The sequence below is a fragment of the Hoylesella buccalis ATCC 35310 genome, from assembly GCF_000177075.1.
Taxonomy (GTDB): domain Bacteria; phylum Bacteroidota; class Bacteroidia; order Bacteroidales; family Bacteroidaceae; genus Prevotella; species Prevotella buccalis.
This window is the reverse complement of sequence record NZ_ADEG01000085.1, coordinates 1-25,243: the sequence shown is the minus strand read 5'-3', so window position 1 is coordinate 25,243 and position 25,243 is coordinate 1. Positions and strand designations below refer to the sequence as shown.

Below are 25,243 nucleotides of genomic sequence, written 5' to 3'. Positions count from 1 at the left end.
GTATAGCATTTTTATAGTGCTTTTATACTACCAGCTACCCATGGTGTTATCTTTTTTACATAGCTTCGTAACCTCCTAGCAACATGAGCAGTGTACTTTTGCAAGCAAAAATTGTAAGATTGTAGTTATAATTAAAACAAAAAGTTATTTATGGGTAAAAGGAGAAGTTTAGCAACACTACTTTTAGCTGGTTCTTTGATAATTCCAGTTAACAGTGGCTTTGCCAATGCAAGTGAATTTCGCGAATCAATACAAAGTAGGCAAGTTTCCAACAAAAAGGACATGACCATCCTGTGTATTGTTTCCGATCAATTAGGTGCCATCACTGGTGCTACAGTTTCAATAGAGGGAACAGATGTTGGTGCCATTACTAATATGGAGGGAATAGCCACCTTACAGCATGTTCCTATTGGATCCACAATAGTTATTTCATATATAGGTTTTATAACAAAAAAATTACAGTAAAACAAGGAGTTGAATCCTACTCCGTTAAGCTGGAAGAAGATTCAAAAAATCTTAACGAAGTTGTTGTTATAGGATATGGAACCCAGAAGAAGGCTAATCTGACAGGAGCAGTTGATCAGGTTTCATCTGAGGTTTTTAAAGGCAGACCAACAGCCAATGTGACACAGATGCTGGAGGGTGTAGTACCAAACCTGAACATTAGTCTGGCTGATGGTAAGCCTGGACGCAGCTCTGCTTTCAATATTCGTGGGACGGGTTCAATTAATGGTGGCAGCGCCTTGGTCCTAATCGATGGCGTGGAAGGAGACCCCTCATTGTTAAATCCAGATGACATTGAAAACGTCTCAGTGCTAAAGGATGCGGCAGCATCGGCCATCTATGGTGCACGAGCTCCTTATGGTGTGGTATTAATTACCACAAAGAATCCTCAGAAAGGTACTGCTAAAATCAATTATTCGTCGAATTACTCCATACAGAGACCCACAAATGTCCCTGATGTTGTCTCAGACGGCTACACATGGGCCGAACACTTTCATATGGCCTATTATAACTTCAATTCTTCTAATCCATCAGGCATCAACAAGACGCAACAATTCTCCACAGCATGGCTGGAAGAATACAAACGGCGTCATGATAGTGGCAATTTCGGAACAGTAGTTTCTGATGGAAGTATTGGCACAAAAGGTAGATATGTGTATTACCCTGAAGGAGTAGATATGTACGATATCCTTTATAAAGATCACGTATTTAGCCAAAGTCAGAATCTATCTATTTCAGGAAGCGATAACAAATTCGACTACTATCTATCAGGACGTTTCTTTTCATACGATGGACTTTTTGATAGCAAAAAACAGACAGATAAATACAAGTCGTACAACATGCGATTTAAAGCTGGTTACCAAATAACCAACTGGTTGAAAGTGAATAATAATTTCGAATTCTCCAATAATAATTATTACAATCCTATCACTTACTCAGAAGGAAATGGAGTGATATGGCGCAACATCGCTGACGAAGGGCATCCATCTTCCCCCATATTTAATCCAGACGGTACGCTGACATATTGTGCCGTATATGGCGTGGGAGATTTGCTATATGGACAGAGTGGTATCAATAATAAGAAAGATGAATATAAAAATACTACATCGTTCATTGCCACTTTCCTTAACAACAAAATTCGTCTTAATGGAGACTTTACATTCAAAAAGAATTCTCTGGAGCGTACAACCAAGCAAGTTCGCACACCTTACGCTAAATCTGTCAACAATGACAACACAAGCAAAATAGAATATATAGCAGGAATTCGCTCTAACATAGCAGAAACCGTACGCAACACCAGATATATAGCCACAAACATTTATGCAGAGTATGAAGAAACGTTCAACGAACTTCATTATTTCAAGGGCATGGTAGGCTGGAACTATGAGAAAGAAAACGCCAAACAGATTTTTTCATATAACGATGATTTGCTAACAGACGAAGTGGAAAACATTAATTTGGCCATGGGCACTGATAATAAGAACATAACTTCGTCATGGAATGCATACCAATTTGCTGGAGCATTCTTCCGATTCAACTATTCATACGACAACCGTTATCTATTTGAGGTAAACGGTCGGTATGAAGGCTCGTCAAGATTTCCTGAAAACCATCGTTGGGCATTTTTCCCATCAGCATCCATGGGATGGAGACTATCTGAAGAACACTTCTGGAAAGTCAACCCAAACGTGATGTCTAATGTTAAGTTAAGAGGTTCATACGGACAGCTGGGAAATGCAGCTGGATTAAACAATTACCAATACATCCAAACAATGGGCGTGTCTACGTCTGGATATATTCTTGACGGACTTCGACGCCGCTACACATCCAGCCCAGCTGCAATGCCCGATGACCTAACTTGGGAAACAGCTACTACCTACAACTTTGGTATTGACATGAACTTCATAAACAATAGATTGATGTTCAACGCCGACTACTATGTGCGCAAAACTACAGACATGATTGTTGCGGGACCTACTGTACCAGATGTGTTCGGAGCTTCTTCCCCAAAAGGTAATTATGCAGATCTTACAACACGAGGTTATGAAATAGCCATTGCATGGAGAGATGGATTTCAATTGGGTGGCAAACGATTCAACTATGGGATAAAGGCTACATTGTCTGACTACTATTCGGTCATTGACAAATATAATAATGCCACAAAATCGCTGAGCACAAGAGCCAATCAGTCACTCGCAGGAAACTATTATGAAGGTATGCGTATTGGAGAGTTGTGGGGATTCGAATCGAACGGACTATGGCAAAACCAAGAGGAAATTGACGCTGCAAATGCTGCTGCCATTGCTGCAGGACAGAAATATTACAATCCACTGATGCAGACTTCCAAATCATACAAACTGTATCCTGGTGACATCAAGTTCGAAGACCGCAACGGAAATGGATACATTGACCGAGGAAAGAATACGGTCGATGATCCCGGAGACCGATTCATTATTGGCAATGAGGAACCACGCTACATCTACAGTTTTACTCTATCTGCTGACTGGAATAACATTTGGATTAATGCATTTTTCCAAGGTGTAGGTCAACAAGACTGGTATCCTTCAAACGAGGCCTCGGTGTTCTGGGGACAATATAACCGCCCATATAATCAAATGCCTAAATGGCATGAGAATAATTATTGGACAGAAGAAAATCCAAATGCGTTCTTGCCCCGCTATGCTGGTTACTACGCTCCCTTCCATGGAGGACACAACAACGCTAATACACGATATCTGATGGATGTCTCATACCTGAGATTAAAGAGCTTGCAGATTGGATACAACCTTCCACAGCAATGGCTTAGCAAAACAAAATTCATCAAACAAGCCAGTGTCTTTTTCTCTGGAGAGAACCTTTTTACATGGTCACCGCTTTATAAATACACAAAAGACGTTAACGTTTCCAACATTGGAAGCTCAGATATTGATTTGAACTCGGGAAGCGGAGATGGCTATAACTACCCGATGATGTCCACATACAGCATTGGACTAAACATCACATTCTAACAAATCCACAACTATATACAAAGAACTTCAGATATGAAAAAAAATTTTTTATGCCTCTCGATATTGGGAATTTTCCTCTTATCATCTTGTGACATGAACGAAGAGCCACAATCTTCCGCTTCGGTTAACATGGTGTTTTCTTCCGCAAAAGGACTTGAAACCTACGCATACTCATTCTATAATGACTTACCAAACTACTCCAGTGCATTCAAGCAAGATGCAACGAGCGATTACAGCGCAAAAAACCAAATTGGCGGCATGGAAGTCGGCGCTTATACCACCAACTCATCCAGCAGCTGGTCATGGGGAGCTTTACGGAATATCAACTTCTTTTTAGAAAACAATACCAACCCAGCTGTCAGTGAGAATATCAGAAACCATTATAATGGAATTGCTCGACTGTTTCGTGCCAGATTCTATTTTAACAAGTTAGTGAGTTATGGCGAGGTGCCATGGATACAAAAGGTTTTTAACAACAGTGAAGATCCTGACCTTTTTAATTCGCAAGACACGCGTGATGTCATTATTGAACACATCATTGATGATCTCGACTATGCATATAACTATATTAATAAGGTAGATGCTACCAAAAACTCAACAACTGTGAACAAGTGGACAGCTGCGTCCTTCAAGTCACGAGTTTGCTTATTCGAAGCAGCTTGGCGAAAATACCATGCAACAGACGAACTCGATATTGCTCGCACAGGTTGTACGAAATATTCACCAAAACAGCTCTATCTACTCGCCGCTGAAGCAGCCAAAGAGGTGATTGACAAAGGGCCGTATAAAATATATACAGGTACAAGTTATACAAATGGGCGCGGTTCTTATAGACAGCTGTTTATTGCCGACAATGCTGTGACAACAGAAGTAATGCTGGCCATAGCTACAGACAAAGTATTGCAGATGGGAGAACAAAATTGGTGGTTCAACTCTTCCACGTATGGTCCTCACTTATGCATGTCAAGAAAATTTGCTAAGACTTACCTCAACCGAGACGGTAGTCCCTATCGTGAGACAAAAAATGATGGCAGTTTCAAGACATTTGTAGAAGAAACAACTAATCGTGATCTGCGATTAAATCAAACCATCCGTGGTTATGACTTCACCCGCATGGACCCTACTGGCAATTATGTTCCTACGGCAGCCAATTTCTCAGGACATTCTCTAACAGGTTACCAATACACCAAATATACGATGGACGACGTATCTTACGATGATGCACGCACCAACGACAACGACATTCCACTGATGCGGTTTGCCGAGGTTCTGCTCAACTATGCCGAAGCCAAAGCAGAACTTAACACTTTGACTGATGAAGACTGGGCAAAAACGATAGGAGTTCTTAGAATGCGTGCTGGCATTACTGGAGGCACCCCAACAACAGGAACGTTAACTGCGAAACCTACATCGCCTGAACCTTACATCGCTGCATATTATCCTGATGTAAATGATGCTACCATCCTTGAAATACGTCGTGAGCGTGCCATTGAACTTTGTTTGGAAGGTTTTAGAATGAACGATTTAAAACGATGGAACTGTGCACATCTGTGGGTTGATGATCCTTGGGAAGGTGTATACATACCTGCCTTAAACACCCCTCTCGACATGAATGGCGATGGGGAGGCTGATGTATATTTTTATCAGACCGATAAAATCGATGATGCCAAATATGCACCGATTGGAGTATATGTTGGTACGAAGAAGAACAATGTTCTCAACGTGGTTCAGGCAGGTTCAGGCTATCTGCTCAAATACAACATCAAAGGACGTGATTGGCCCGCTCGCCAATACCTTTACCCAATCCCAGAGGTAGTCATACAGAAAAATAATAATCTCCATCAAAACCCAGGATGGTAGAAATTAAAATATTAAAGAAACTAGATTACAATTATGAGAAATAGATATTTCATCTTAATTCTTGCTGTTTTTCTGAGCTGCACTACCCTTAGCTTTGCTCAAAAAGGACAAGAATCCAAAGCATACATCAATGTTGCAACATTTAACCTACGGATGGACACTAAGTCAGACGGAGCTAACCAGTGGTCAAACCGAAAAGAGTTAGTCAAATCACTGATTCGCTTTCATGAGTTTGATATTTTTGGAACACAAGAAGGATTCAAACACATGCTGGTCCAAATTGCCGAATTAAAACAATATGCTTGGATTGGTGAGGGACGAGATGGAGGTGACGAGGGCGAACACTCTGCCATTTTCTATCGAAAAGATAGATTTGATCTCCTCGACTCGGGAAATTTCTGGTATTCGGAAACTCCAGAGAAAGTTGGATTAGGATGGGATGCTACATGCTGCAACCGAATCTGTTCGTGGGGAAAATTCCGGGAGAAAATCTCAGGAAAAATATTCTTTCTATTTAACTCACATTTTGACCATCAAGGAGTAATAGCGCGAAGAGAATCAGCTCGATTGTTGCTGCAAAAAATCAAATCCATCGCAGGAACCAATGCAACGGTCATTTCCACTGGCGATTTCAATGCAACGCCTGAAAGCGAACCCATTAGAATATTGCTAAATGACGGTCTGCTACTCGATTCATACAAAATATCAATACAGCCACCTTATGGAACTTACGGCACATCAAATGGATGGAAAATCAGAGAAAAAGGTAAAGATCAGCGTATTGACCATATCTTTGTTACGAAAGATGTAAGCATACAAAAGTATGGTGTTATAAATGACATACCATATGGTCAGTTTCCATCAGACCACTATCCAGTAATGGTCAAGGCAGGAATTTAAAGAATTTTCAGGATTTAGTCCTCTACTCAATTCAGCAAGTTCTTGCAGCTTTAAGAAACTAAATCCAATGTTAGCGACAGCTATTATATAGGAGATAAGCACTAACCATAAGTGTTAGGAGTTTATCTCCTTTTATTTTCGTGTATGCCGGTCATGTCATACTAAATAAGAATGCGCCAAACTTGACGCACTCTCTATAACATGTTCCTGTTATTCAGGTTTCATATTGGTGTAAACAGTTTGCACATCGTCAAACTCTTCAAGACGCTCTACCATTTTATCAATCGTTTCACGCTCTTCGGGAGTAACGTCTTTCAAGTCGTTCGGGATGTATGTAAACTCAGCACCTGTCACTTCAAAACCGTCCGTTTCCAGATGCTTTTGAATTTCACCGAAGCTCGTGGGGGCACCATAGATGGTTATTTCGTTTTCTTCCTCATCTTCATCATATTCATCTTCCACACCATAATCTATGAGGTCGAGAATCAGTTCATCCATATCCAAGCCATCTTTCTTCTTAAAGGTGAATACGGCTTTATGGTCAAAGAGGAATGCCAGTGAACCACTTGTCCCCAAGTTGCCATTGAACTTATTGAATACAGACCGCACATCCCCAACGGTTCGGGTGGTATTGTCCGTCAAAGTATCTACCAAGATAGCCACTCCATGAGGACCATACCCTTCGTATGTGACCGATTTATAGTCGCTTTGATCTTTCCCCATCGCATTCTTAATGGCACGATCAACATTGTCTTTCGGCATGTTTTCGCGCTTGGCATTGGCTATGAGGGCGCGCAAAGCGGGATTGTTTTCAGGATCTGGTCCTCCGGCTTTTACTGCAATTGCAATTTGTTTACCTATTTTCGTGAATGTACGAGCCATGTGGCCCCATCTTTTCAGCTTCGTTGCTTTACGATACTCAAATGCTCTTCCCATTGGAATAAAAATATTTAATCCTCTTCACTGAAGAGGTTTAGGACGAAGAACTTTCGCACCTAAATGTTGATTATTTAATGATATATGAACGTTTATATTCACAAAACCATGGCAACCGAATCATCGAAGTTCGGCGCCAAGCTTTTCTGTGAGATTCTTAATAAGTTTCTGCATGATTCCGTCAATCTGCTTGTCATTCAATGTTTTTTGTTCATCTTGCAGGATAAAATTGACGGCATAACTCTTTTTGCCTTCCGGCAGATTCTTGCCTTCGTAAACATCAAAGAGCTCAACGCGCTTCAGTAACTTCTTTTCTGTCTGGAAAGCAATCTTTTCTATTTGTTCGAATTCTGTTTGCTTATCTATCAACAGGGCCAAATCGCGACTAACGGCAGGATACTTGGACAGCTCTTTGTACTCAACCTTATTCTTACGAGTTAATTTCATAAGTGCCGTCCAGTTGATTTCAGCAAAATAAACTTCACCGGATACATCAACCTGCTTTAGCAACTTTTTACAAACAACACCCAATTCAGCAATGATTTTCCCTCCTCGATTCATGATGCTCAAACCATGAGAGAAGATGTTGTTGTCACTTTTTTCTGTTACCAACATGCCAGAAGGCACGCCTAACCGGGCAAAAATATTTTGAACATAGGCTTTCAATTCATCAAATGAACTGGGTTCATCTGCATGTGCCCAACTTCCTTCCACACGCTTACCAGTAACCCATAGTCCTAAATGATAAGCTTGCTGATATGCCTTAATCGGATCTTCCTCATTCTCTCGCTCTGCTACATATTGGTAGCAGTTACCAAACTCAAAGAAGCGCAAGTTTGTTTGCTTACGGTTCACATTGCGCATGATGCTTTCAAGGCCTCCAAACAATAGCGTCTGGCGCATCACACCCAAATCGGTACTCAAAGGATTCATAATCTTTACGGTTGCCTCCTCTGGGTAACGGTTCAAATCATGATAATAAGACGTCTTGGTAAGCGAATTGTTCAGAATTTCATGAAAACCACATCCAACCAACTGTTCACCAACCAGGTTTTCCAAATGGGCAGCCCTATCCTCATCACCCTGTATGGCCAACGAACTCTTGAGTTGTGTTGGAATTTCAACATTGTTGTAGCCATAGATACGTAAGATATCCTCTACGACGTCACAGGGGCGCTGAACGTCAACTCGGTATGCGGGGACTGACAAATCCAGACCTTGTGGATTCTCGCTCTTGATTTCCATTTCCAGGCTATCCAAGATACTCTTAATCACGTCTGGCTCTATCTCTTTACCAATGAGACCGTTCACATAATCGTATGAAAGTGACACATGGGCGTTTTCAATAGGTGTAGGATACACATCTTTAATCTGCATGCTAACCTTACCCCCCGCGAGTTGTTGACATAATATCGCAGCCTGCTTCAATGCGTATATCGTGCCATTAGGATCGATACCACGTTCAAAGCGATAGCTTGCATCCGTACTCAAACCATGCCGGCGTGCGCTCTTGCGAATCCAGGTTGGGTGGAAATAGGCACTCTCCAAAACAACATTGCGTGTTGTTTCATAGGTACCACTACCCTTTCCACCGAAGATTCCGGCAATACACATCGGGTGTTCTGCATTGCAAATGCTTAAATCGTGTTCACCCAAAGTATGCTCTTCACCATCGAGGGTCACAAACTTGGTCCCCTCCGGCTGCGTTCTCACCACGATTTGATGACCTTCAACCATGTCGGCATCAAAGCAATGCATGGGCTGTCCGTAAGCCATCATCACATAATTTGTGATGTCAACGATGTTATTGACGGGTCGCAAGCCGATTACTTTCAGCTTGTTCTGCAACCACTCCGGACTTTCTTTCACCTCACAATCCGTGAGTGAGAGACAGGCATAACGCTTGCAGGCCTCTGTATTCTCGATTTTGACATCAATGGGCAAGTCTTCATTATCTACCTTAAAATCTTCACAAGACGGACGATGCAGACTGGTTTGATACCCATTTTGCTTCAACCATGCATACAAATCACGAGCTACACCGTAATGAGACAAAGCATCAGACCGATTGGCTGTGATGTCTATTTCGATAATCCAATCGCTCTCAAGGTTATAATATTCAGCAGCAGGCTGGCCAACAGGGGCATCTTCTGGCAACACAATGATACCCTCATGTGACGTACCAACACCAATTTCGTCTTCGGCGCAAATCATTCCGAATGAGTCTACGCCTCGTAATTTGCTTTTCTTGATGGTAAACGAATCATCACCATCATATAAAATACAGCCAAGGTCGGCTACGATGACTTTCTGCCCAGCAGCCACATTGGGGGCGCCACATACAATCTGCTGAGGCTTTCCCTTCCCTAAGTCTACTGTCGTGATATGGAGGTGATCGGAGTTGGGGTGCATTTCACAGGTCAACACCTGCCCAATATAAAGTCCTTTTAATCCTCCCTTGACGTTTTGAACTTCTTCCAAGGCATCCACTTCTAGCCCTGTAGAAGTTAAGGCTTGCGCAACTTCCTGCGGAGTCAAGTCGAAATCGACATATTCTTTAAGCCATTTATATGAAATATTCATTAGATAGATGAATTTTAAGTGTATTCGTAAAGCATTGCAAAATTACTAAAAAAACAAGACCCTTACAAATGTTTGTTCAAAAATGAGTGTCACAAAACCTATCTTGAGGAAAAGATAATACATCGATGCACGAGCAAACGACCGAATCGCTTGATGGAATAAACCAAAGAGGGCATGTCAAATACTTGACACACCCTCTAATACAAACTCAATCACCTCAAGTTAGTCAAGCCATTTTACATAGTTGAAATCTTGACGGTGTGGCAGGTTTTTATGCTTTGGGAACATACGCACGCATGATTTAAAGGTGCCGGCATCATCAGGATCTATTACTGCTTCAAAAGTATATTGATTGCCTTCGTGCCCTGTCATCTCAAAGGGACGTACGCGATAAAGCTCACGACCTTCATCATCGGGTAAGGGTTTCAGTGTCACCAGCTCCAAACCAACAGCATCCTCCAGGCCTTGTTCGTCAATCACATATTTAATACGATATTCAACACCCGTTTCGCCACCGTTTGTCAAGAACTCAGTATCCTTTGAAACAACATGGATGGCATCCCAACGCTCGGCCACTGTCTCTTTCCAATGCGCAATCTCTTTAGCCAACTTGGCATCTTCAGCGGCCAACTCAGCAAATCTAGCTGCTTGCTTCTCGTAGAACTTGTCGTAGTAATCGTCCAACTGACGCTTCATCGTGTAATGAGGTGCAATCGTCGCAACAGATTTCTTCACCACGTCAAGCCATTGTTCGCTATAGCCTTCCTCATTCTTATTATAATACATAGGAATAATCTCATTCTCTAAAAGCGAATAAATGGTAGCCGCATCCAACTGATCTTGGTACTCCTGGTTTTGGTAAGTACGCTTCTGAGGCAAAGCCCATCCGGCACCTTCTCTGTAACCTTCTACCCACCAGCCATCAAGCACGGACAAGTTGACAACACCATTCATCTCGGCTTTCTCGCCAGACGTACCCGAGGCTTCGAGTGGACGCGTAGGCGTATTCATCCAAATATCTACACCAGAAACCAGTCTACGGGCCAAATGCATGTCGTAATCTTCCAGGAAGATGATTTTACCTAAAAACTCTGGGCGCTGGCTAATCTCATAGATACGTTTGATGAGATCTTGACCTGCTCCATCTGCAGGATGGGCCTTGCCCGAGAAGAAGAACAGCACAGGGCGTTCTGGGTTGTTCACAATCTTTGACAACCGATTGATGTCTGTAAACAACAAGTGCGCTCTTTTATAGGTTGCAAAACGACGACAGAAACCTATCATCAACGCATTTGGATTGATACATTCAAGCAGTGACATCACGCGTGACGGATCGCCTTGGTTCTTCAACCAATTCTCGGTAAACTTCTCGCGGATATACTTCACCAGCTTATTCTTCAACTTCATGCGCGTTTGCCAAATCTCTTCATCCGGAATCTTCAGAAACGCGTGCCAAATGTCTTCGTTGCTCTGGTCGCTCATAAACGACTTGTCGAAGTACTTGTCGTAAAGGTCACGAAACTCTGTCGAAGTCCATGTTGGGAAGTGTACACCATTGGTCACATATCCTACATGGCTCTCCTCTGGATAAGAGCCTTTCCAGATAGGAGCGAACATTTTTTGGCTTACCCATCCGTGCAACTTGCTTACGCCATTAACCTCTTGTGCGGTATTGCATGCAAAGGTACTCATGCAGAATTTTTCTGTATGATCGTCAGGATTCTGACGTCCCATTCCAATGAATTCATCCCATGTGATACCCAAACGCTGTGGATAGCCTTGCATGTACTTTCCGAAAAGGGTTTCGTCAAAATAGTCGTGGCCTGCCGGAACGGGGGTATGCACGGTGTACAGTGAGGATGCTCTCACCAGTTCCATTGCCTGATTGAACGTCAGTCCGCTCTCAATGTAATCACAAAGACGTTGCAAATTACACAGCGCCGCATGGCCTTCGTTGCAGTGATAGATGTCTTTCTTAATGCCCAGCTTCTTCAAAGTGAGAATACCACCAATACCCAGCAATATCTCTTGCTTGAGTCGATTTTCCCAATCACCTCCGTACAGAGCGTGAGTAATGGATCTGTCAAACTCTGAGTTCAAGTCGTTGTCAGTATCCAACAAGTACAATTTGATGCGACCCACATTCACACGCCATACGTATGCATGCACCACATAATCGAGATAGGGTACGTCAACCACGATGGGGTTGCCATTTTCATCAACCTCACGCTCAATGGGAAGCGAGTTAAAGTTTTGTGCCTCATATTGAGCAATCTGTTTACCCTCCATATTGAGTGACTGCTTGAAATAGCCATAACGATACAAAAAGCCTACAGCACACATATCTACATTGCTGTCTGATGCCTCTTTGAGGTAGTCACCAGCCAACATACCCAGACCTCCTGAATAGATTTTCAATATCTGGTTAATACCATACTCCATGCAGAAATAGGCAACCGAAGGACGCTTCTTATTGGGTTCTACGTCCATGTACGCGCGAAATTGGGCATACACGTCCTTGACACGCTTCATCAACTTAGCATCGTTCACAATCTCTTCTTTGCGGTCATAGTTAAGGCGCTCCAACAACAGCACGGGGTTGTGCCCTACTGCTTCGTATAATTTCTCATCAAGACTCTTGAAGAGACTACGCGCTTCGTGATTCCAACCAAACCACATGTTATGTGCTAATTCGTCCAAACATTTCAGTTGTTCGGGCAATCTTGATTTGATTGTCAACTCCCTCCACTGTGGAGCGTTAACATTGCTCGTCTTAATTTTCATAAATCTTTAATTTTCTTATTTTTTTCTTACTTGATTATTCTATTCTCTACGCGTGACAAAGCCTGATGGTAGGCTGTCTCATAATGCTTAATAAACCGTTGCCACAACGCTTTTTTTGACAAATCTGCTGCTCGCCGGCGTATCATGTTCACCTCTTTTGGTGATAACTTTGACAGCTGCATGATGGTTTGCTTGATTTCGTCGGCCACTTCAGAGTAGTTGTTGTCAGTACGGTGAATCACTTTCACACCATGCTCAACCTCACTGTTCGTTCCGACTGTTCGATTAACCCACAAACCAAATCCTGCCAAATCGGTTGTAACACAAGGCACACTAAATGCTATAGCCTCCAACGGCGTGTAGCCCCAAGGCTCGTAGTAAGAAGGATAAACGCACAGGTCGTTGCCCACAACCAAATCATAATATGGCAGGTTTAAAATGCCATCATCACCCGTGAGGTAGCACGGAACAAACATCACTTTCACATTGTCATGTTCGGCGTTATGCATATTCAACGCTTCCAGCATCTGAAGGATGCGGTCGCCTGGCATGTCCCGAAGCCAGTGGGTTAACATAGGATGCTCCAAGGGCGCATCAAACGATTCTCCCGACGCCAACCTTGTTATCAAGTCGGCACGCGGCTCGCCCACCCAAGCCGGCACTTCCACTACGGCCAGCACCTTACGGGATAAAGAATCTTGCGACAGCCGTAAGCGGTTGATGGCTTCTAGGAAGACATCGATGCCTTTGTTGCGAAACTCATATCGCCCACTTGTAGAAACAATGAAAGCATTGTCTTCAAAAGTATTGCCCATCAAAGCATTAGCAACTTCTATGATTCGCTTTCTTGCCTGCCTACGTTTGCTCGTCAGCTCTTGCCCTCGTGGCACAAAACTGTCTTCAAAACCATTGAGTAATATCTCATCAACGGGTTTATCCAGCAGCTCCTTACACTCGTTGGCAGTAATCTCACTTACGGTTGTAAAGCAATCAACGTGATGTGCGGTTTGCTTCTCTATCGAATGTTTGCTCTGCATGTTGAGTTCCTCGGCCATTTGGTCTCCGTGATAGGCCGACAGGTATTCGTACAGGGGTTTATTGTTTCCCGCGATACTTCGCCCAATGCTCGTTGCATGGGTTGTAAAAAGCGTGCCAATCTCGGGTACCTGATGGCGAATGTAGAGCAATCCCATGCCGGTCATCCATTCATTTCCATGATAAATCACCCTCGTGGTCTTGTCCAGATAAAAGCGATAAAAGCTCTCCACCACCCTGCCGGCTGCATACGAAAACATAGAAGCTTCGTCATAATCGCCATAACCGTGCAGACTGTCCACCTGAAACCACTCCCACATTTGGGCATATATCTCATTTTTTAGTGCATAAAAGGGTTGGTAATCCACTAATATGGCAAGCGGATGTCCTGGAACCGACCAGCGGCCAATTCTGCATGTCAATCCGTCATCAGCGGCTTTGCTCTTCCAATCTGCGAACAAAGAGCTGTCCTCTTGAAAATATGGATTGTCTTGTTCTTTCCAACAATCAGGACCAATAAAGATGATACGGTCCGGATATTGATCCTGCAATGTTTTTGCTCGTGTAGAAAGAACGGTATAAATACCTCCCACTTTATTACAAACTTCCCAACTCGACTCAAATATATAGTCGGGACGCAACAAGTCCTTAGTCATAAGAATCATAATATGATGGCCAAAGTTAATATAAAAAAGGTGAAATCCAAACGATAGGTTCTTTAATTTTCTTAATACAAGCGTTTTATTGATATAAAACAGTAACTTTGCAATAACAGGTAGCGTATTGGCCAGTTAGGGACATCTAACGCAACCCTTACCCGTGCCTTTCTGTACATAACTAAAATCAACAAAAGATGAAAAAGTACCTATTTCTTCCTATTTTATGCTTTCTAAGCTTGTTGGCGACAGCACAAAACGCGCAAAAGCAGCCCTTCAAGGGTGTCATAGGTAATGCGGAGTACAGAATATACATCAAAATGAATTTGTACGAAAACAACGTTACCGTACCTGGACAGGAAATCTTTGGTGAACTTCCAGGCTTCATGGGTGATAGCATCGATTCACGAAAATGGTTGTTTACATCGGCCAAGATTCATAAAAACACGGCTCAACTGGCAATTACCAATGACTATGGTAGCGAAGACCTAGTGGCCACTTTAACCTTTAACAAAGACAACACCTACACGTTGAAGCAAGTGGAAGGCAGCAACATGAAAATTGCACGTCAAAGAAAATGGAAAAAACTGGCCAAAACATTGGTATTCATCCCGAAAGAATAGGTACCTACAACGGGGCCGAGCTTATTGATAATTCTTTGTATTTCAACACTTTCAGCCACACATGTTCATCACTTGGTATAGGTAATCACCAACTTTACACTTTCTTCGTTCGTGCGCTTCTGAATCCATTGGCGCATTTGATTGTTCTGTTGGTTCGTCAGCGGCTTCTTCACTTTAAATTGAGCGATGGCTAAAAGGTAAGGCTCGTTTGTTGTGGTATCCAAATTAGCTTCGACAACTGGAGACAACACCAACGATTGCACACCTGGATATAGCACCAACATCTCGTTAAACATATCCACACTCAGTTGTGAATAGGAATCAATTTTCCCCAATTTTTCTCGTAAATTCTTGATTTCAACAGCTTGCTCTTGAAGTACCTTGACGCTTTTTTCCCGATTCTTCGAGATGGTTAAAAGATTTCCTCTTTCGGATGCTAAATCAGCAGATTCGTTACCTTGTATCACAGCGAGTTTTAGATGTTTCAGCCGCGAATGCTCATTCAGTTCCTTCTGCGCTTTCTTCTTTTGCTCTGGCGTAACCTCCTTACCTAAAGCAACGATTTGCAATACACTGTCTCCATATAGATGTTGCGAAATCACTTGTGTTCCTTTCCAGTTCAAACTATGTTGAACAAAGTTACTCAACTGCTTGTCAAACAAGCTGGTTCGCATCATTCGTACAGTCATATATCCCGCTGGAATCATCGTTAAAATAGCAATGGCTAAAATCATACGATGCACAAATTTACAACGTTGAGGATCTACAAAATGTTTGCGTCTGAAACGCAACAAGAAGACACCGAAAGTGGTTGCCACGGCAATGAAGACGGTGTTGATAAAATATAATAAAGAAGCACCTGCAAAAAAGGCCAAATTTCCCGTAGCGACACCATATCCTGCCGTACAGAGTGGAGGCATTAATGCAGTGGCAATAGCCACGCCGGGTATGACGTTACCCTTGTCTTTGATAGACGCAGCTACAATACCTGCCGCACCACCAAAGAAGGCGATGAGAACATCGTAAATAGTAGGCTCGGTACGCGCCAACAACTCTGACTGTACGCCCTGAAAAGGTGTTAATAAAAAATAAACGGTTGCTGTGATGATACCGATAATGGTCGCCACCATATAGTTTTTAACGGCCCGTCTCAGCAGCGGCAAATCATCAATGCCCACTGCTAAACCCATGCCTAAGATAGGTCCCATTAGTGGTGAAATGAGCATGGCGCCGATGATGACTGCCGTAGAATTGATATTCAATCCTAAAGAAGCAATAAACACGGCACAAATTAGAATCCAAAGGTTAGCTCCTTTAAAGGTTACGCCCGATGCTATTTCATCAACAACATCCTCTTCCTTCTCACGATTCTCTGACATATCGAAATACTGCCTCAGATATGCCTTCAACGAAATCTTTTCCATTTTGTATGATATTTCGCAACTACAAGGTTATTCTATCTTGTGACGTGCTGTTATTTCTGTAAGTGTTGAACACTTGGAGCGTCCATTCTTTTCCTAAAAGATGCACACCCACACTTGTTCGTTTATGATTTTGCAAAGATAACAATTTCAAAAGAACTCACCAACAAACCGCCACATTAACTCATTCGAATGTCTAAATGACGAGATACAACCCTGTGTGCTGGCTTAACGAGAAGTCTTCCTGCGGTGGTCTGAACACACGACTATCTCGGTTAACAATATAATTTTTGCGTTCATTCGATTAACTGGAACGTCCTTCCAAAAAAACGTTAAAAACACAGTGTGATTACAAAAAAGATAGCAAAAATTTGGCATATGATTACATTTTTGTTATCTTTGCACTGCTATAAAGGCAAAGAGTTCATTTACATCATGAAACATTCTGAACTAATTCGGGCGTTGAAGAAGGCGGGGTGCCTTTTGAAACGACATGGGGCTTCGCATGACATTTGGATAAACCCCAAGACAGGGGCGAGAACAAGTGTGCCGAGGCACGGGAGCAAGGAAATCAAGGAAAATACCGCAAGGTCTATTCTTGACGACCTTTTGAACGAGTAAAAGAGAGCCGCCATCCACAATAGGTGGCGGCATATCTTCTTCGAATGGGTACGGGTGTGATTGAACTTTTTTAATGAATAAACGATTAATGACATGGAAAAGGTAATAGCAAGAGTAGAGCGAGAAGTGGGTGAAAAGAACTTCTCCTGTTACATGAAAGTAAAAAGCGTCAATGCCAGTGTGCTTGGACAGGGCAATACGGCCAATGCAGCCATTGCCGATATGCTCCAAGGCTGGAACGACACCAAAGAAGACTTGAAAGAGGATGGTATCGAAGTTTCGCCCATCGAGATTGAATACACCTTTGACATTGGGGCGTTGTTCAACTACTACGACTTTATCAATGTCGCAGGCGTTTCAAGAGAAATAGGCATCAGCTCGGCGGTCATGCGCCAATACACCACTGGTGTTAGGAGACCAAGCAAGGAACGAAAGGAAAGAATTGTGAAAGGTATCAAGTCGCTTGCCAAAAAAATGGAAATGGCAAAGGTCTATTGATAAACCATTGAATGCTTTGTGCTTCAATATTTTAAATGAACTCTTTGAGCCGTCCGCACGTGAGTGTAGGCGGCTTTTAAGCTTAGTAGAAATTTTCAGGGGAATCATTTGTCAGTTATCTCAATCATTCTGACCTCCGCATCAAGGGAGTAAAAACGTTACGCACCTTAGCAAATCTTGTTTTTCCCACTGAAATATCTGTTTGTGGCCACAACTTTTTAACACAAATGTCGGACGTTTTTTCAACCAACGTGTCCATGTGCCGGGAATATGCGAAATTTTAAGCGGTTTTGATAGCAGATTGATTATTAATGATTTATGCGCCTCTTGAACCGAAGATACATTCAAAAGATGATGTGTTTTTACAGAAAAAATCCCGTAGTTGGGCAAAATAAGCCTGTTATAAGATGCAAATCGGGAAGCAAAATCATGTAAGTTGGTCGGTAAAAGCATGCTTATAGCCGATTAATCCGATGTGAATGGGACCAGTGATGGTAATTTTAAGACTCCAAAATCCTAAAAACTCGTCTTTTTTTGTCTATTTCGCGATTTTACTTTGTCAAATATAACGAATCAATTTAACAAACGAAAGATTTATTAACACAACCATCTATTTTTGGTCAGTATCATGAAAAATTTCCACAAATGGCCACCCATAACTGCTTCATGTAATAAATTTGCTATTCCTATCAAATTCAGATGTATCAAACGAAAAAATGGGATTACAGGATGAATATCTAAAATGAACCCGTGCTTACAAAATGCACTACGCTCATCCGATTAGTTAAAATAATGTAATTATCGATATGTTTTACAAACAACACCCGTTGATTCTCATTATATTGTTGTAATTTTGCACCCGATTTATTTATTCACATAAAGTCTAACTTTATTAAATTTTAAACATTAATTATTTTATGTCAGATTTAAAGAACGTTCAACCATTAGAGGACTTCAATTGGGATGAGTTTGAAAATGGTACAAACGTAAACGCCAACAAAGAAGACTTGGCAAAGGCTTACGATGAAACCTTGAACAAGGTTAGTGAGCGCCAAGTGACAGAAGGAACCGTTATCGCCCTTGACAAAAAAGAGGTCATTGTTGACATTGGCTACAAGAGCGATGGAATCATTCCCGCTTCAGAATTCCGCTACAACCCAGACCTTAAAATAGGTGACAAGGTTGAGGTTTATGTAGAAAACCAGGAAGACAAGAAAGGCCAACTGGTTCTTTCTCACAAAAAAGCTCGTCTTACCAAGAGCTGGGATCGCATCAATTCAGCCCTCGACAACGATGAGATTATTCAGGGCTACATCAAGAGCCGCACGAAGGGTGGTATGATTGTTGACGTGTTTGGCATCGAAGCTTTCTTGCCAGGAAGCCAGATTGACGTTCATCCTATACGCGACTACGATGTGTTCGTAGGCAAGACCATGGAATTCAAGGTAGTGAAAATCAACCAGGAATTCCGCAACGTTGTTGTTTCACACAAGGCACTCATCGAGGCTGAGTTGGAAGCACAGAAGAAAGAAATTATCAGCAAACTTGAGAAAGGCCAAATTCTTGAAGGTACAGTCAAGAACATCACATCATACGGTGTGTTTGTCGACCTTGGCGGTGTGGACGGATTGGTACACATCACAGACCTTTCATGGGGCCGCGTAAGCGATCCACACGAAGTGGTTTCATTGGACGAGAAAATCAATGTGGTTATCCTCGACTTTGATGATGAGAAGAAGCGTATCGCCCTCGGTTTGAAGCAGTTGACCCCACATCCATGGGATGCTCTTGATGAAAACCTCAAGGTAGGTGACAAGGTGAAGGGTAAAGTTGTTGTGATGGCCGACTATGGTGCTTTCGTAGAGATTGCTCCTGGTGTAGAAGGACTGATTCACGTCAGTGAAATGTCTTGGAGCCAGCACCTGCGCTCAGCTCAAGACTTCATGCATGTAGGTGATGAGGTTGAGGCTGTTATCCTGACATTGGATCGTGAAGACCGTAAGATGAGCTTGGGTATCAAGCAGCTGAAAGCCGATCCATGGGAGGACATCGAGGTGAAATATCCTGTTGGCAGCAAGCACACAGCAAAAGTTCGCAACTTCACCAACTTCGGTATCTTCGTTGAGCTTGAAGAAGGTGTTGACGGCTTGATTCATATCAGCGACCTCTCGTGGACTAAGAAGGTAAAGCATCCTTCAGAGTTTACAACAGTAGGTGCTGCCATCGATGTCGTAGTTCTCGAAATAGATAAAGAGAACCGTCGTCTCTCTCTCGGTCACAAACAACTGGAAGAGAATCCTTGGGATACCTACGAGACGATTTACACACCAGGTTCTATTCATACCGGTAAGATTACCGAAATGATGGACAAGGGTGCTGTTATCACACTGAATGAAGGTGGTGAAGGCTTTGCCACACCTAAGCATCTTGTGAAGGAAGATGGAACACAGGCACAACAGGGTGAAGAACTCGAATTCAAGGTAATTGAGTTTGTCAAGGAGACCAAGCGTATCATTCTTTCACACAGCCGCACCTTCGAAGATGTGAAAGATGACGTGAAACCTGCACGCAAGCACTCTACCACCCAGAAATCGAATGATATTCCACAAATCAACAATGTGACAGCAGGAACAAGTCTTGGTGACTTGGACGTGCTTGCCAAGTTGAAAGCAGACATGGAAAAAGGAGAATAATTAAGTATTTTTCTCACGCTCCTTTTAAACAGGACAGTTTTTTTCTATTGCTGTCCGCTAAAAGTTATTTGAGAAAAAAACTTATTTGATCATAAGAACTTAGGGCTTGATTCCTCACACGGAATCAAGCCCTTTTTATTACAATCTTTTTCAGCCTTAAATTCAGCAATGATGGCAATGCATGAGGGACGCAGAAGACAATCAACAGTTAGACGATAGGCAGTGAAAATAAAAAAGTTTGCTAAAGGTTTGGTATTAGCCCCTACACATAGACCATTCAATCAGCTCTGACGATGCAAAATAAAGGACTTTTGATGTGATTCCAAGAGCCAGAGAGATAGCGGAAACTATAGGGAAATCAAAGACTATCAGAAACGTTCAATATACATTCAAAAAGTGAACTATTTCGGGCTAATACACATTGTTTTTCAATCATCATTGATTGTTTAAGCGATTACTTCTTTGTCCTCTCATTGGAAAAACTATTTTTAATAGCGTTAAAGTTCTTTTTTCTTCGTTTGATTCAGTATAAATTCATAACTTTGTTACTAATATCAAGATAAACAATCACCTAATGAGACAGAAGAGAGAGCACAGCAACCTCATCAAGGAGCATTTGAAGAAGCGAGGTATCACCCAAACATGGCTCGCAAAAGAGTTGGGCATGAGTTTCAGTATTACCAACGCATACGTTTGCAATCGCAATCTTATCCTTATGATTTTATTCGAACGGATATACATAAAATAGAAATCATAGAGAAATATAAGAGCGTTATTAATCTATTACTAACCTATTGTGAGATTGGAAAAATTCAGATACGTATTTATACGAAGAATGCAGACAACAAGGAGGAGTTTCTACATTCCAAATGCTATATATTCTCTGGGACCTCGAATTCTTTTGGAATCATAGGAAGTTCTAATTTTACAAAGAAGGGATTGTCGGGCAATTCTGAACTTAATTACCTTGAAACAGATCCTGTCCGCATTACAGCTCGACCCGTACCGGGATCGGTGTAGACTTAAAATATTGTAAGGACAGAGCTTTTTCACAGGATAACTACTCTTTTATGAAAGGAATGTACTACATTTGTAATGCTGTTTATTTTTGGATTGTTATATCCATTCAATAATAGCCAACGATTGATTATGCAAAATGATAATATATATAACCAATTAGGATATACATCCGAATTTCTGACAACCAATTCAGAAATAGCTAACTTACACCCTTATTATGCTGATTTAGTAAAACTTGAAGCTGATAAGTTTTACTTTTCAGGAAATCATCCTGCGGTCTTATTTGTAAACATAAAGTCATTTAGTAACAATGGCGAATTAAGGCGTATTGCTGCTATTCAGCATAAAGCATGGAATTATCGAAAGGTTATTTTGTTATTTGCATTATCTGAAACAGAAATAAGAATCTATAACTGCTACGAAAAGCCAACCTATATAAAGGGAGGGGACGATATTAATTTAAAATTAAATAATGCAGAATTATTACGTTATGATACGACATCATCGGATGTCGATACCTTAAATATCCTTGTGGAGATTTTTTCTCGTATAGGAGTAGATAACGGGTTATTATGGACAAAACAGCCAGAAATACGAAAAAAGATAGATTTACAAAACAGAATAGATGCTTATTTGGTAAAAAGTCTTAGTGAAACAGCTAAAGCATTAGAAAAAGATGGTTTAAACAAGAAAGTTATCCATAGTCTTTTAATGCGGTCTCTCTTTATTTTATTTTTGGAAGATAAGGGAGCAGCCAACGAAGCTGGTTTATATACAAAAATCAAAAGCGATTGTTCAAGTTATTTCGATATCCTTAACAGCAAAGAGGCAACATATAAGCTATTTGAAGAGGTACAGATTCATTTCAATGGAAATGTTACTCCCGTTTTACCTAATGAGAAAAAATTAGTAACCGACAATCACCTTAAACTTATTAAGAGATGTTTTATAGATGGAAATATATCAGATGATGAAACATTATTTAAGAATTGGAGATTGTTTAATTTTGAGATTATACAAATTGAATTATTAAGCGAAATTTACGAGAATTTCTTAGGGGAATTAAAACATGAGCGTGGTCAGTTTTACACGCCATATAATTTGGTAGAACTTATCCTTTCTGATAAACTTCCTATCAGTAAGAGTAACTACAATGTGAAAATTTTAGACCCAGCTTGTGGCTCGGGTATTTTCTTAGTTGAAAGTTACAAACGTCTTATAAAAAGATGGAAAAATGCTAATAATACTAATAAAATCAGCTTTGAAAAATTAAAGAATTTACTTTTAGACAATATATATGGAATAGAAATAGATGAAACTGCCATTAAGGTAGCTGCATTTAGTTTATATTTAGCATTGATAGATGAATTAGACCCTAAAACCCTTTGGATTGAAACTAACTATCAATTACCTTATCTGATTTTTGATTCTGAAGATACAAATATCAAAAATCAAGGGCGAAATTTATGGAGAAAAGACACAATCGGAGAAGTGGACACGCATCTTTTCCCAAAAGTTGATTTAATTATTGGTAATCCTCCTTTTGGGACTAAAAACTTACCGCAAACAATCAAAGAGTATTGTTCCAAATATAAATTTTCAAATGAGTATGTACTTCCATTCATTCATAAATCGGTTGAATTCTGTCCAACAGGAGAGATTGCTTTAATTTTCAATTCAAAAGTGTTGACAAATACGCAAAAACCATATCAAAATTTCAGAAAATGGTTATTCAATGCTAATTATGTCGAAAAAGTATATAATCTTTCTATACTCCGCAAAACACCAAAGCATTTCGGCGGACAATTATTTGCGTCCGCAGTAGGACCTGTAAGTATTGTTTATTTTCAACATATTGCTCCTGAAACCATTTCTGAGACAATAGAATATTGGGCTCCTAAAACCTATATAAAATCAAGTATTATTGATGGCGTTGTCATTGATAATAGCGATATTAAAGAATTACCTAGGATTGAATGTCAGAATCCAAATTCTAAAATTTGGAAAGTTGCATTGTGGGGTAATTTTAATAATTTTAGGCTTTTGAAAAAACTTCAAAAAACGACTTTAAAAGACTATTTTGACAAAACTGATAATTGGATTTATGGAAGAGGATTAAATGCAGATAGTGACAATCCTGATTTTGTTCCCAAGCAAATGATAAAAACAGAATGTATTGAAAGATATTTCACAGACCCCGATACATCTACACAATCCAATACAAAATTTTACAGAAAAAACAACGAACAATTATTTTATCCTCCATTTGTAATATTCAAAGAGGGACAACACAATACAGAAATAGCATGTTCTCTTTTTGAGAAAAAAAGATACTGTACCACTGGTGCTTTCATTATAAATTCAACGGATGAAAAGTTAGATGAAAAAAAATTTTTAGTTTCATATTTAAATTCAGATATTGCTAAATACATATTATTTTTAACTGCGTCATCATGGGGAATTGAACGAGAACGTGTTTTGCTAAATGAACTATTAGAGCTACCATCTCCATTTTTCTCAATAGATCCTCATATACTAAAAAACATAGCAAATGCTTTTGATAAAATTGTTTTACTCAAGAAAAATGTAATTGGTAATGATGCAAAAATTAAAGAGCTAGAACAAAATATATTTAATGAGTTTATTAAGCATTTCTCATTGTCTGATAGAGAAGTTGCTCTAATAGAAGATACAATGTTGTTTGGCTTAGGACTATTTAGAGATGGACATAACTCTATTGGTTTTAGGCGAACTCAATTGTCCGAAAACAGAACGTATGCAGAAACTTTATATAATGATATAAATTCATTTTTATTATCATCGGACACAAAGGCTTCAGCAACTATATATGATGTACAATTAAATGACCCGTTAAATTTAGTCATTCTACATTTCGGCAAAGAAGTAAAAGAAATTGAAATAAAAAACATTACCGAACTTAGGAAACAGCTACAAGAAATAGACAAATATACAGTCCAAAAAAAAATGCATAGCATATATGTACAAAAACATCTAAAATATTATGATAAAGATACGGTTTATCTAATCAAACCCAATCAAAAGAGATTTTGGACTAGAACTCAAGCTATGGAAGATGCCTCTTCATTGATAGCGGATATTATCAACATGGCTAAATAATGAATATGGCAGGGAATCTTAATAATGACATTATTAGCGATTTTGAAAATAGCTTCCGAACTAATTGTTTGATTTTAATTGGAGAAGCATATAAATGGCTAAAGGATACAAACAATATAACCGTTGATTGGAACGAGGAAACAATTTCGGCTAATATTTTTACTCATATAGATGAGAATGAAAAAGCGATAGCGTGGAATATTAATGTTTCGGATGAGTGCCGACTATATCATAAAGCTATACTCAACAATAAAGAAAGTGCTAAGTCTGCATCTCGTATCGACCTAAAACTATCCACTAATTGGATTGACGCAACTAAACGAGTATGCTATTTTGTTGAAGCAAAAAACTTAATAGAGAATAATTGTACCAAACAGGGACGAAAATCAAAATTAAGCGCAAAAAAAATACAAGAAAGATACATATCTACAGGTATAGACCATTTTATTTCGGGAAAATATCCATCTAATGGTTGTATGCTTGGCTATATAATAGAGGGAACACCAACGAGAATAGTAGAGAATATAAATGAAATATTACTTCAGGCGACGAGAAGTGATGAAACCTTGAAAAAGAAAAAGTTGGAAGTTCCGTATTTAGAAGAAGCCTATATATCAGTGCATCTAAATAATTATGTATTACATCACTATTTTTTACAATTTTCAAAGTCTCAAAACAGTTAATAACTTTTGCTTTCGTAACCATCAGTTGCAGAAACGACCCACATACTAAAAGTATCCCCATTTTCCAGTTATTAGCTGGGAAATGGGGGTATATATTTAGTTGCTTCGGGCGGTCGCAATCAGGTTGCCAAGACCACGGAAATAGATAGTGGGCAACTCGTCTATAATGTAAGCATCCAATATCAGCCGTCTTTCACCCTAACAAACAACATAAGCATTATAAGCATCCAATATTAGCCGCCTTTCAGACTAATCGAGTAGGAGGTAAACACTAATGACA

Annotated in this window: 17 protein-coding genes; 12 read left to right on the top strand and 5 right to left on the bottom strand. The window is 40.4% G+C overall.

The genetic code is table 11. The features are described from left to right. Positions 1 to 150 precede the first annotated feature (150 nt). Genes HMPREF0650_RS13560 through HMPREF0650_RS08455 form a run of 4 tightly spaced genes read left to right on the top strand, consistent with a single transcriptional unit; the run spans position 151 to position 6,272 of the window. A complete protein-coding gene (locus tag HMPREF0650_RS13560; RefSeq protein ID WP_040562973.1) occupies positions 151 to 465 on the top strand; it encodes a carboxypeptidase-like regulatory domain-containing protein in 315 nt (104 codons plus the stop codon). Next, positions 414 to 3,512 carry a SusC/RagA family TonB-linked outer membrane protein gene (locus HMPREF0650_RS08465; protein ID WP_309545639.1) on the top strand — a complete coding sequence of 1,033 codons (3,099 nt, stop codon included), beginning with the start codon at positions 414 to 416 and terminating at the stop codon, positions 3,510 to 3,512. The genes HMPREF0650_RS13560 and HMPREF0650_RS08465 overlap by 52 nt, the downstream gene beginning before the upstream one ends. 33 nt (positions 3,513 to 3,545) lie before the next feature. Next, positions 3,546 to 5,372 (top strand): RagB/SusD family nutrient uptake outer membrane protein, encoded by a 1,827-nt coding sequence (locus tag HMPREF0650_RS08460; protein WP_004350028.1) that lies wholly within the window; start codon positions 3,546 to 3,548, stop codon positions 5,370 to 5,372. Between the two features lie 33 nt (positions 5,373 to 5,405). Next, positions 5,406 to 6,272, top strand: a complete 867-nt coding sequence (locus HMPREF0650_RS08455) for an endonuclease/exonuclease/phosphatase family protein (RefSeq protein ID WP_040562971.1) — start codon at positions 5,406 to 5,408, stop codon at positions 6,270 to 6,272. A 210-nt stretch (positions 6,273 to 6,482) separates the two neighbouring features. Here HMPREF0650_RS08455 and HMPREF0650_RS08450 read toward each other — a convergent pair whose 3' ends face one another. The 4 genes from HMPREF0650_RS08450 to HMPREF0650_RS08435 all read right to left on the bottom strand — a co-directional run bounded on the left by HMPREF0650_RS08450 (position 6,483) and on the right by HMPREF0650_RS08435 (position 14,266). Next, positions 6,483 to 7,208, bottom strand: a complete 726-nt coding sequence (locus HMPREF0650_RS08450; RefSeq protein WP_004350024.1) for a YebC/PmpR family DNA-binding transcriptional regulator — start codon at positions 7,206 to 7,208, stop codon at positions 6,483 to 6,485. 120 nt (positions 7,209 to 7,328) lie between these two features. Continuing rightward, entirely contained in the window at positions 7,329 to 9,791 is a 2,463-nt protein-coding gene (gene pheT / locus HMPREF0650_RS08445) for a phenylalanine--tRNA ligase subunit beta (protein ID WP_004350023.1), read from the bottom strand. A 222-nt stretch (positions 9,792 to 10,013) separates the two neighbouring features. After that, a complete protein-coding gene (gene glgP, locus HMPREF0650_RS08440) occupies positions 10,014 to 12,575 on the bottom strand; it encodes an alpha-glucan family phosphorylase (protein WP_004350021.1) in 2,562 nt (853 codons plus the stop codon). A 26-nt stretch (positions 12,576 to 12,601) separates the two neighbouring features. Further along, entirely contained in the window at positions 12,602 to 14,266 is a 1,665-nt protein-coding gene (locus tag HMPREF0650_RS08435) for a glycogen/starch synthase (RefSeq protein ID WP_004350020.1), read from the bottom strand. A gap of 197 nt (positions 14,267 to 14,463) precedes the next feature. Here HMPREF0650_RS08435 and HMPREF0650_RS08430 point away from each other — a divergent pair, with 197 nt between their 5' ends. Continuing rightward, complete coding sequence (locus tag HMPREF0650_RS08430) at positions 14,464 to 14,889, top strand: hypothetical protein (protein WP_004350019.1); 426 nt, start codon at positions 14,464 to 14,466, stop codon at positions 14,887 to 14,889. Positions 14,890 to 14,957: 68 nt separating this feature from the next. Here the strand turns inward: HMPREF0650_RS08430 and HMPREF0650_RS08425 are convergent, their stop codons facing one another. Continuing rightward, positions 14,958 to 16,313 (bottom strand): DUF389 domain-containing protein, encoded by a 1,356-nt coding sequence (locus HMPREF0650_RS08425; protein WP_004350018.1) that lies wholly within the window; start codon positions 16,311 to 16,313, stop codon positions 14,958 to 14,960. 432 nt (positions 16,314 to 16,745) lie between these two features. Here HMPREF0650_RS08425 and HMPREF0650_RS08420 point away from each other — a divergent pair, with 432 nt between their 5' ends. From HMPREF0650_RS08420 to HMPREF0650_RS08400, 7 genes are all read left to right on the top strand, one after another. Beyond that, positions 16,746 to 16,931, top strand: a complete 186-nt coding sequence (locus tag HMPREF0650_RS08420) for a type II toxin-antitoxin system HicA family toxin (RefSeq protein WP_040562968.1) — start codon at positions 16,746 to 16,748, stop codon at positions 16,929 to 16,931. A 93-nt stretch (positions 16,932 to 17,024) separates the two neighbouring features. Then, complete coding sequence (locus HMPREF0650_RS08415) at positions 17,025 to 17,429, top strand: hypothetical protein (protein WP_004350016.1); 405 nt, start codon at positions 17,025 to 17,027, stop codon at positions 17,427 to 17,429. A gap of 917 nt (positions 17,430 to 18,346) precedes the next feature. Beyond that, positions 18,347 to 20,122, top strand: a complete 1,776-nt coding sequence (gene rpsA, locus HMPREF0650_RS08410; protein WP_004350015.1) for a 30S ribosomal protein S1 — start codon at positions 18,347 to 18,349, stop codon at positions 20,120 to 20,122. 574 nt (positions 20,123 to 20,696) lie between these two features. Beyond that, entirely contained in the window at positions 20,697 to 20,870 is a 174-nt protein-coding gene (locus HMPREF0650_RS13555) for a hypothetical protein (RefSeq protein WP_004350014.1), read from the top strand. Then, complete coding sequence (locus HMPREF0650_RS12790) at positions 20,816 to 21,142, top strand: phospholipase D-like domain-containing protein (protein ID WP_245543486.1); 327 nt, start codon at positions 20,816 to 20,818, stop codon at positions 21,140 to 21,142. The genes HMPREF0650_RS13555 and HMPREF0650_RS12790 overlap by 55 nt, the downstream gene beginning before the upstream one ends. 129 nt (positions 21,143 to 21,271) lie before the next feature. Continuing rightward, positions 21,272 to 24,280 carry an HsdM family class I SAM-dependent methyltransferase gene (locus HMPREF0650_RS08405; protein ID WP_211205582.1) on the top strand — a complete coding sequence of 1,003 codons (3,009 nt, stop codon included), beginning with the start codon at positions 21,272 to 21,274 and terminating at the stop codon, positions 24,278 to 24,280. Positions 24,281 to 24,285: 5 nt separating this feature from the next. Next, positions 24,286 to 24,963, top strand: coding sequence for a hypothetical protein (locus HMPREF0650_RS08400; protein ID WP_040562982.1), 678 nt, complete (start codon positions 24,286 to 24,288; stop codon positions 24,961 to 24,963). Positions 24,964 to 25,243: the final 280 nt, after the last annotated feature.